The sequence below is a fragment of the Cellulomonas hominis genome, from assembly GCF_005239125.1.
Classification (GTDB): domain Bacteria; phylum Actinomycetota; class Actinomycetes; order Actinomycetales; family Cellulomonadaceae; genus Cellulomonas; species Cellulomonas hominis_A.
On sequence record NZ_SZYE01000199.1, the window covers coordinates 1 to 6,801 of the forward strand.

Sequence of the window (6,801 nt, forward strand, 5' to 3'; positions counted from 1 at the left end):
CCGACCGCCACCCGGGGACCGTGCGCGGCTGGGGCGTCACGGCGATCGGTGTGCGCGCCGTCGTGCGGGCGGGGGAGGTGCGGATCACGGGCCTCGCCGCCGAGATGACGTACTACGCCCTGATCTCGCTGGTGCCCATCGCGACGGCGCTGGGCGCCAGCCTCGGCTACCTCCGGCCGCTGCTCGGCGACGCGCAGGTGGAAGAGATCCGCACGACGGTGGTGGACGGGCTCGCGACGGTGTTCGCCCAGCAGGTGGCCGGCGACGTGCTGGCACCGCTGGTCGACGGCCTGCTGGACGAGGAGCGCGGCGGGTTCGCGCTGGGTGCCCTCGTCGTCACGCTGTACCTCGCCAGCCGCATGTTCCGGGCCGCGGTACGGGCGCTCGACGACGCGTACCGGGTGACCTCCCGGCAGAACGTCGTGACGCAGTACCTGCTCGGGTTCGGGTTCACGATCGGCGCGCTCGTCACGCTGGTGGCGGTGCTGCTGCTGGTCGTGGTGGGGCCGCTGCTCGGCGGGGGCGACGCGCTGGCGGCGCGGCTGGGCCTCGGGGACGCGTTCCGCGCCGCGTGGTCGGTGCTCCGCTGGCCCGCGGTGCTCGCGCTCGGCGGCACGTTCCTGGTCCTGCTGTACCGGTACGCGCCCAACGTCGTCAGCACCTGGCGCCGGTGCCTGCCGGGCGCGGTGGCCGGGACGCTGGGGGTGCTGCTGGTGTCCGCCGGGTTCGTCGCGTACGTGGGCGTCGCGGTGCCCGAGACGCCGGGTGCCGACGCGAGCAGCGCGGCCGTGGTGCAGGTCGCGGCGCAGATGCTCGGCCTGGTGCTGGCAGGAGCGCTGTGGATCTGGTTGTCCAGCATCGCCGTGCTGCTCGGCGGCGTGCTGAACGCGGAGGTGGACGCCGCCCGCCCGCGGGCGCGGCGCGCGGACCCGGCACCCGCACGGCCCGCCGAGCGCGCCGCGTAGGGGCGCGGGCGGGCCCCGGGACGCCCATGGGCACCCGCTACGGTCGGGGCATGGTGCACCGGGAGGCCGTGGCGATCGGCGGGCTGACGCGTGACGAGGTGGACGAGCGGGTCGCGCGGGGCGACGTCAACCGCGTCGAGACCGGCACCAGCCGCAGCCTCGCGGAGATCGTCCGCAGCAACACCCTGACCCGGGTGAACGCCATCTACCTGGTGCTGTTCCTGGTGGTGCTGACCACGGGCCACCTGCTCGACGGCCTCTTCGGGCTGCTCATCGTCGTGAACAGCGCGTCGGGGATGATCCAGGAGGTGCGCGCCAAGCGGACCCTGGACCGCCTGGCGCTGCTCAACCGCTCGCCGGTGACCGTGCAGCGCGCCGAGGGCGTGGTCGAGCTCGACCCCGCGCGGCTGGTCGTCGACGACCTGGTCCGGCTGGCCGCCGGGGACCAGGTGCCGGTCGACGGCGAGCTGGTCGGCACCGCGGGCCTCGAGGTCGACGAGTCGCTGCTGACCGGCGAGTCGGAGCCGGTGCTCCCCGCCGTCGGGGACCGGCTGCTGTCCGGCAGCGTCGTCGTGGCCGGCGCGGGCGTGCTGCGGGCGACCCGGGTGGGCGAGGACGCGTACGCGGCGCGGCTGTCCCGCGAGGCGTCGGCGTTCAAGCGCCCGTCCTCGGACCTGCGCGCCGGCATCGACCGCATCCTGCGGTACATCACCTGGGCGCTGGTGCCGGTGGCGGCGCTGACCGTCGTCAACCAGCTCTGGATCAACGACCAGGCGCCGAGCGACGCCCTGCGCGGGATGGTTGCCGCCGTCGTGCCGATGGTGCCCGAGGGGCTCGTGCTGATGACGAGCGTCGCGATGGCCGTCGGCGTGGTCCGGCTCGGCCGCCGGCAGTGCCTGGTGCAGGACCTGCCGGCCATGGAGGCGCTCGCCCGGGTCGACGTCGTGTGCTTCGACAAGACCGGCACGCTGACCGAGGACGGGATGCGCGTGCGGTCGGTCGAGGTGCTCGACCCCGCGCTCGACGCGGAGCGCGTCGCGGCGGTGCTCGCCGCCCTCGGCGCCGCGGAGGAGCGGCCGAACGCCAGCCTCCGCGCCGTGATCGAGCACGTGGGCGACCGCACCCCCGCCGTCGCCACCGACGCGGTGCCGTTCTCGTCCGCGCGCCGGTGGGCGGGCGTGCGGACCGGCGACGGTCGGGCGTGGGCGCTCGGTGCGCCCGACGTGCTGCTGCCCGGGCACCCGGCGCTCGACCGGGTCGCCGCGGAGGCCGCGCAGGGGCGGCGCGTGCTCGCCCTCGCCGAGCTGGACGGCGCGCTCGACCCCGCGGCGCTGCCCGCGGGCCGCACCGCCGCGGCGCTCGTGGTGCTGGACCAGCGCATCCGGCCGGAGGCCGCGGGCACGCTGGCGTACTTCGCGCGCCAGCACGTGGCGGTCAAGGTCGTCTCCGGCGACGCCCCGAACGCCGTCGCGGCCGTGGCCGGGCAGGTCGGCCTGCCCGCCGGCGCCGTGCTGGACGCCCGCGACCTGCCCGAGGACCCGGCGGCGCTCGCGGACGCGGCGGAGTCCGCGGTCGTGCTCGGGCGGGTCGCGCCGGAGCAGAAGCGCGGCCTGGTGCGGGCGCTGACCGCCCGGGGGCACACGGTCGCGATGACCGGCGACGGCGTGAACGACGTCCTCGCCCTCAAGGACGCGGACGTGGGCGTGGCGATGGGCAACGGCAGCCCGGCGGCCCGCGCGGTGGCGCGGATCGTGCTGCTGGACAGCGACTTCGCCACGCTGCCGCACGTCGTGGCCGAGGGCCGGCGGGTCATCGCCAACATCGAGCGGGTCGCGACGCTGTTCCTGTCGAAGACGGTGTACTCCATCCTGCTGGCGCTGGTCGTCGCGGTCACCACGGTGCCGTTCCCGCTGCTGCCCCGGCACGTCACGCTCATCGCCTGGTTCACCATCGGCATCCCCGCCACCGTGCTCGGCCTCGCCCCGAACGAGGAGGCGGCCCGGCCCGGGTTCGTCCGGCGGGTGCTCACCTCGGCCGTGCCGGGCGGCGTCGCGGTGGCCGCCGCGGCCTACGGCGCGTACGCGGTCGCGCGCGCGGTGATCGGTGACGGCCAGGACGCGCACGTCCGCGCCGCCACCGCCGCGTTCCTCGCGCTCGTGCTCACCGCGTTCGACGTCCTGGTCGCGGTCGCCCGGCCGCTGCGGCCCTGGAAGGTGGGCCTGGTCGCGGCGATGGTGCTGGGCATGGGCCTCGCGGTCGGCACGCCCCTGGGCCAGCGGTTGTTCGTCCTCGACCCGACCGACGCGCGGGTGTGGGCGGTCGCGGTGCCCGCTGCGGTCGTCGGCGTGCTGCTGCGCCGGCTGACGGCGGCGCTGCTGCGGCGGGCGGGCGCGCGGGTCGGCGCGGGTGACCGGTCCGGCGACGGAAATACGTGACGACCTCGTTGAAGAATGTCCGTCGGCGGTACGACGGCGATTGATTTCGGGGCGTCCAGTGAGCTGACCTGCGCGGACGTACGTGAGCCAGGCCTTCCTGCCTAGACGCGCCCAAATGCGCGACCTACCGTCGTCGGGTCAGCACGTCCCACGACCCGGAGGTCCCGCGATGAGCACCCTCATGGAGCAGCCCCCCGTCTCCGAGTGCTCGGTCGACGGCTGCTCGTACAACCACGAGCACGCCTGCGGCGCCGCCGCCATCACGATCGCCGGCTCGGCCGGCGACGCGAAGTGCGCGACGTTCATCCCGCTCGGCGTCCGGGGCGGGCTCGACCGGGTGGTCTCGCACGTCGGCGCCTGCCAGCGCGCGGACTGCACGCACAACGAGCACCTCACCTGCGCCGCGGACGCCGTGCGCGTCGGCGCGGGTCACGACCTGGCCGACTGCCTCACCTACGCGCCGGCCTGATCCGCGCGCGAGCCGCGTCCGGGCCCCCGACCGGCCCGGATCAGTCCTCGCGCTCGGTGGCCGCGGCGACGGCCGCCGGGACCGGGGTGGCCCCCTCGGACAGCTCGAGGACGAGTCCGGCCGTGCGCGGCTCGTCCAGCAGCCCGACGAGCACCGCGGCCACGTCGTCCCGCGGCACCTGCCCGCGGGGGACCTCGGCGCCGAGTCGCACGCGCCCGGTGCCGGCGTCGTCGGTCAGGCCGCCCGGGCGCAGGATCGTCCAGTCCAGGTCCCGCCCGCGCAGGTCCTCCTCGGCCGCGGTCTTGGCGCGCAGGTAGGCGGCGAACACCTCGTCCGTGCCGGCCGGCGGCTCCGCGCCCGCGCCGACCGAGGACACGAGCAGGTAGCGCCGCACGCCGGCCTGCTGGGCGGCGTCGGCCAGCAGCGCCGCGGCGCCGCGGTCGACGGTGTCCTTCCGGCCGGCGCCGCTGCCGGGGCCCGCGCCGGCGGCGAACACGACCGCGTCGGCGTCCGACAGCTGCGCGGCGAGGGTGCCGGCGTCGGTCTGCTCCAGGTCGAGCAGCACGGCGGTCGCCCCGTCGGCCTCGACGTCGGCGACGTGGTCCGGGTTCCGCACGATCGCGAGCGGCGTGTCACCCCGCTCCGCGAGCAGCCTGCTCAGACGGCGGGCGATCTGACCGTGGCCTCCGGCGATGGCGATGCGCATGCCCCCACGGTAGGAGCGCGGCCCGGGCGCCGCACCCGCTGCCCGGGCCGCGCGTGCGGCGCCGGGTGGCGCCGCACGTCGGTGACCGGTCCCCGGCCCTGGCAGGGGGCCATGTCGTGCTCGGGCCGGGGACCGGCTGGGCCGCTCGGCGCCAGGGGGGCGAACGCCGAGCGGCTGCGCGACCCCCGTGGGGTCCGGACCCGAGAGGCCGGTCCGCGGTGGTCGTCGCACTCACGACGCTAGACCGCGAGCGGCGCCGTTGCACACCGATGAGTAGCGGAATCGGCCAGGTTGCGTGGCGGACGGGGCCCGGTGAGGGGTCCCGGCCGCGGATCGGGGGGAGCACTCAGGTGCCCCGCACCCGCAGACCCGCCCGCGGGTGCGGGGCACCTGGGTGCCGGCGTCGGCCGGACCCGGGCCCGGTGTCAGGCCCCGGGGGCGTCGCCGAGCGGGCGCAGCGCTGCGAGCCGGTGCCGGATGCTCTGCACGTCGTCCTCGCGCCCGGCCGGCACCAGGGACAGCGCGGTGAAGGTCTCGGCGGTCGGCAGCAGGTCGCGGGCGAGGTCGCGCAGCGCCTCGGCGACCTCGGCCAGGTCGGCGGCGTGCCCGGCGTCGAGCTCCGGGGCGTCGCCCTGCAGGCCGACGTACAGCACGAAGCCGGCGCGGCCGGCGGCGCCGTCGGCGCGTGCCGGTGCCGGGACGAGCGGGGGTGCGGGGGTGCGAGGACGTGCCACGGGGTGCTCCGGGGTGCGCGGGGCCGCCTGCTGGTGGGCGGCCGGGGTGCGGTCGGGGGACGGCGGTGCGTCAGGACCGACAGCGCGCGCGGCGCGCTCCCCGGCGGACGCCGACGGACGCCCCGGAGGCGTCGGTCGGGCGTCGGCGGAGGTTCACGTCGCCGATCGTGGCAGCAGCCGCGCCGCGCGCCAAGGGCTTTCCGTGCGGGGTCTCAGCGGCCGAGACCGCATGACGGCGGGCGCGGGCCCGCCGCGAGGGGCGTCAGACGACGCCGTACAGCCGGTCCCCGGCGTCGCCGAGCCCCGGGATGATGTACGCGTTCTCGTCGAGCCGCTCGTCCACGGCCGCGACCACCACGGTCACGTCGCCGCGGTCGCCGACAGCCTCCTCGACGACCTTGAGGCCCTCGGGCGCCGCGAGCAGGCACACGGCGGTGACGTCGCGGGCGCCGCGGGCGAACAGGTAGTCGATCGCCGCGACCAGCGTGCCGCCGGTGGCGAGCATCGGGTCGACCAGGAAGCACTGCCGGCCCGTCAGGTCCTCGGGCAGCCGGTTGGCGTACGTGATCGCCTCGAGCGTCGTCTCGTCGCGCTGCATGCCCAGGAACCCGACCTCGGCGGTCGGCATCAGGCGGGTCATCCCGTCGAGCATGCCGAGACCGGCGCGCAGGATCGGGACCACGAGCGGCAGGGGCTCCGCGATCTTCACCCCGGTGGTGGTGGCCACGGGGGTCACGACCTCGACCGGCTCGGTGCGGACGTCGCGGGTCGCCTCGTAGGCCAGCAGGGTCACCAGCTCGTCGACGAGCTTGCGGAACGTCGGGGACGACGTCTCCTTGTTCCGGAGCACCGACAGCTTGTGGGCGACGAGCGGGTGGTCGGCGACGTGCAGGCGCATGGCCTCAACCTACCGTGCCCGCCCCGGGACCGACGTCCCGGTCGCCGGGGCGTGACCGGGACCACGATGGCGGGCAGCGCGCGGCGACGGCGCAGCCCCCTGCCTGCGTCGTCGTCGCTGCGCACCCACGTCCGGCCCCCGGTCCGGCGGCTGCGGCGGACCCGCGGCCCCCGGGTGGTCGCGTGCACCTGATGAGGGGGGCGCGCGACCTAGACTGCCGCGGTGTCCGGTCCCGCGTCCGAGCCGATCCGGCTGGCCGTCCTGGGCCAGGTCCGCGCGGCCGGCCCCGACGGCGTGCTGCTGCCCGTGACCGGCCTCGGCGCGAACCTCCTGCTCGCCCTGGCGCTCGAGCCGCGCGGCCTGTCGACGGCCCGCGCGGTGGACGAGACCTGGCCCGACGGCGCACCGGCGTCCGGGCGGGCGGCGCTGCAGACCCTCGTGTCCCGGCTCCGCGGCGCGTACCCCGGGCTGCTGGCGTCGACCGCCGCCGGGTACGCGCTGGGTGTGCCGCGCGGCGCCGTGGACCTGCTGCGGGCGGCCGACGCCGTGGAGGCGACCCGGGCGGCGCTCGCCACGGGGGACCCGGCGGGAGAC

Annotated in this window: 7 protein-coding genes; 4 read left to right on the forward strand and 3 right to left on the reverse strand. The window is 77.0% G+C overall.

The features are described 5' to 3' along the window. The 3 genes from FA014_RS16865 to FA014_RS16875 all read left to right on the forward strand — a co-directional run. Positions 1-965: YihY/virulence factor BrkB family protein (locus FA014_RS16865; RefSeq protein ID WP_230323305.1), on the forward strand; the 965-nt coding region annotated here is incomplete at its 5' end. 50 nt (positions 966-1,015) lie between these two features. Further along, entirely contained in the window at positions 1,016-3,400 is a 2,385-nt protein-coding gene (locus FA014_RS16870; protein ID WP_154730802.1) for an HAD-IC family P-type ATPase, read from the forward strand. A gap of 169 nt (positions 3,401-3,569) precedes the next feature. Further along, on the forward strand, positions 3,570-3,869 hold the full coding sequence (locus FA014_RS16875; RefSeq protein ID WP_154730803.1) for a DUF1540 domain-containing protein: 300 nt from the start codon (positions 3,570-3,572) through the stop codon (positions 3,867-3,869). 40 nt (positions 3,870-3,909) lie between these two features. Here the strand turns inward: FA014_RS16875 and FA014_RS16880 are convergent, their stop codons facing one another. The 3 genes from FA014_RS16880 to upp form a co-directional block, all read right to left on the reverse strand. Then, positions 3,910-4,575 carry an NAD(P)H-binding protein gene (locus FA014_RS16880; RefSeq protein ID WP_154730804.1) on the reverse strand — a complete coding sequence of 222 codons (666 nt, stop codon included), beginning with the start codon at positions 4,573-4,575 and terminating at the stop codon, positions 3,910-3,912. A 425-nt stretch (positions 4,576-5,000) separates the two neighbouring features. Next, complete coding sequence (locus FA014_RS16885; protein WP_154730805.1) at positions 5,001-5,309, reverse strand: hypothetical protein; 309 nt, start codon at positions 5,307-5,309, stop codon at positions 5,001-5,003. A gap of 262 nt (positions 5,310-5,571) precedes the next feature. After that, positions 5,572-6,207: a uracil phosphoribosyltransferase gene (upp, locus tag FA014_RS16890; protein WP_154730806.1), complete on the reverse strand. Its 636-nt coding sequence runs from the start codon at positions 6,205-6,207 to the stop codon at positions 5,572-5,574. A 222-nt stretch (positions 6,208-6,429) separates the two neighbouring features. On the opposite strand from upp, the gene FA014_RS16895 reads away from it, so the two are divergent. Next, positions 6,430-6,801 (forward strand): AfsR/SARP family transcriptional regulator (locus FA014_RS16895; protein WP_419178428.1); only part of this gene is annotated, 372 nt, incomplete at its 3' end.